Origin of the sequence: Mesorhizobium sp. M7A.F.Ca.CA.002.09.1.1 (assembly GCF_003998555.1) — a bacterium.
Classification (GTDB): Bacteria; Pseudomonadota; Alphaproteobacteria; order Rhizobiales; family Rhizobiaceae; genus Mesorhizobium; species Mesorhizobium ciceri.
Genome location: NZ_RZRR01000799.1, coordinates 1 through 2593, shown reverse-complemented (window position 1 = coordinate 2593; position 2593 = coordinate 1). Strand labels below are relative to the sequence as shown.

2 protein-coding genes and 2 pseudogenes are annotated in these 2593 nt (G+C 57.5%); 2 read left to right on the top strand and 2 right to left on the bottom strand.

The window, feature by feature from the left end; translation table 11 throughout:
- Positions 1–273: pseudogene (locus tag EN994_RS35700) on the top strand (aminopeptidase P family protein); the annotation flags it as partial.
- Between the two features lie 2 nt (positions 274–275).
- Here the strand turns inward: EN994_RS35700 and EN994_RS26425 are convergent.
- Together EN994_RS26425 and EN994_RS35500 are read right to left on the bottom strand one after the other, a co-directional pair.
- Positions 276–907, bottom strand: a pseudogene (locus tag EN994_RS26425) (IS5 family transposase).
- Between the two features lie 85 nt (positions 908–992).
- Positions 993–1163, bottom strand: coding sequence for a hypothetical protein (locus EN994_RS35500; RefSeq protein WP_164548526.1), 171 nt, complete (start codon positions 1161–1163; stop codon positions 993–995).
- 443 nt (positions 1164–1606) lie between these two features.
- Here EN994_RS35500 and EN994_RS26420 point away from each other — a divergent pair.
- Positions 1607–2593 (top strand): amidohydrolase (locus EN994_RS26420; RefSeq protein WP_164746209.1); only part of this gene is annotated, 987 nt, incomplete at its 3' end.

The window sequence follows — 2593 nt, the reverse complement described above, 5'->3', positions numbered from 1 at the left end:
GCTGCTGGGGGCGAGGTGTTGAAGCGATCTGGACGCAAGGGCGTCTTCCGCCAACGAACAGGATACCAAACTGGCATCAATTGGACTGAGCGCGGCGACCTAAGCCTGGAGCCCGATGTAAATGAACCACTCCGAGCTGGCATGACCCTGCACATGCCAAACATTTTGTGCAGCGAAAGTGGCTACCTATTTGGTGCCGGCGCACACGTGCTCGTGACAGAGCGCGGCGCGGAACTCCTGAGCGAAATCCCGCCAACACTTTATCGGGCGTGATGCTAGGCGGCGTGGACAAATTTGAGCCAGTATCTGGCGGTGGCTAGGTAGACCATTCCGAGGAAGCTATTGGCCAATTGATCGTAGCGGGTGGCAATGGCCCGGTTGATTTTGAGGTGGCCGAACATGCGCTCGATTCGGTTCCGCTGCTTGTAGAGCGCCCGGTCATACTCGATCTTCACGCGGCGGTTTGATCGGCCGGGTATGACGGGTTTAATCTTCCGCTCGGCGAGATCGGCGCGAATGGTATCGGCATCGTAGCCCTTGTCCGCAAGGAAGGCGTCCGGTGCACGAGTCCCCCTTTTCCGCCCGCTGCCGAGACATGGGCGCGAACTGTGGTGCTGTCGATGCTGTAGTGGCCGCTGTCCGCCATGACCTCGGCGAGCATTACCGCCACGGTCTCCCAGACCCCGGCCTCGCTCCAGCGTCGGAACCGACGATAGATGGTGTTCCAACTGCCGTATTTGGGCGGGACATCCCGCCATGGAGCGCCGCAGCGGAGCCGCCAGAGAATGCCGTTGATGATCGAACGATTCTGCTTGGGAGGTCTACCTCGGCCGCGTTTGTCAGGGTCGATGGGCAGCAAGCCCTTGAGAACACGCCATTCTGCTTCGGTGAGATCGCCCCTGCTCAAACCTGCCTCCAAAAAGCAGCCTTGAATCAATCCTCTTGGGCTACGTCAATCGCATCGACGTCCGAAATTCCGTAAGGCGGATATACTATTCCGCCAAGGTGATGGACAGTTCGAGAGGGCTGTCGCTATCCGCGAAAAATCGGCTGCCATCCTCAAACTCGATCACCACCTCTCCATCGCGGTGGCGCATGACACGGCGAACAACCTTGCCAATCAGCATCGACGTAGCTCGTTCGCTCTCTTCTTCCAGTGTCATTCCCAATGCTAACAACCCGATCGCAGGAAAGCGACCCTGCTAACATCGAATTTGTCCACGCCGCCTAGGGTCTGCGGTTTGCGGATTGAGTGGCAAAGCGCATGCAGTCCTGGAAAGTAGGTCGTGGGAGGGGGAGGAGTGTCGCGATGGTGACAGCTCTTCCTACTCAGACCTTTGCCATTGGCCGTTGCCAGCAGAGCCAGAGTTTATGATTGCCAGCACTTCGCAGCTGGTCCTCTAAGGCCGAAGCTTATCCATTTGAGGGCAAACGGCTTGTTATCGGGTCGCAGTCGCCGGCGCCAACACCGAGGCCTGAACGCGGGGCTATCTCGGTTCTAGATGGTTACGATATCCAAACTGCATTTGACGAAAACACCGGTGGCATCGATCATTAATTACGCACCGGCGCCTGATCCAAATTACTCAAATGCGGGAACGTGCCTATGGTTGGCGTTGACAGGTTCAAGGAGATCGAGATCGAAGCGATGACTTGGCGCCGGTACCTGCACGAGAATCCGGAGCTTGACTATCGGGTGAATGACACAGCGGCATTTGTGGCGGAAAAGCTGGCTTCCTTCGGGATTAACCACATCGAGTGCAGGATAGCTGAAACCGGCGTGGTTGCGTTGATCCAAGGTCAACTCGGAGATGGGCCCACTATCGGGTTGCGGGCCGACATGGACGCTCTGCCTATACTCGAAGCTTCAGGCAAACCTTGGACGTCGAAAAGGTCCGGACAGATGCACGCGTGTGGTCACGACGGGCATACTGCAATGCTCCTTGGCGCCGCGAAATACCTCGCCGCGACCCGGAACTTCAAAGGGTCCGTTGCCCTGATCTTCCAACCTGCCGAGGAAGATGGCCGCGGCGGCCAAAGAATGGTCCAGGAGGGGATCATGGACCGTTTCGGGATATCTCAGGTCTTTGGCATGCACAATTGGCCAGGCATGGAGGTTGGTGCGTTCGGCATTTGCGAAGGTTCGATTTTTGCCGCGCTCGACGAGTTCGATATTGTGGTCAAAGGCAGAGGGGGTCACGCGGCCGCTCCCCATCTGACAATTGACCCCGTCGTTGTTGCAGCTCAGATCATTTTAGGCTTGCAGACACTAGTCTCACGCAACACGGACCCCACCGAGTCCCTGGTGATCTCCGTCACAAAGCTGAACGCCGGACAAGCTTACAACATCATTCCCGAACGCGCGGAGATTGCCGGAACAGTCAGGACACTGTCACCGATTTTGCGCGACTTCGCTGAAAAACAGATTGAGGCGTGCGCGGAAAATATTGCACGCGCTTCCGGGGCGAAGGTCGAGTTTCAGCATCGCCGCCTGGAGCCCCTCACTGTCAATCATCCCGATCAAACGCGTCGGGCAACAGAGGTGGCGCGTGCTCTGGTCGGCCATTCATCGGTGAACCCCAAAGTCAAACCT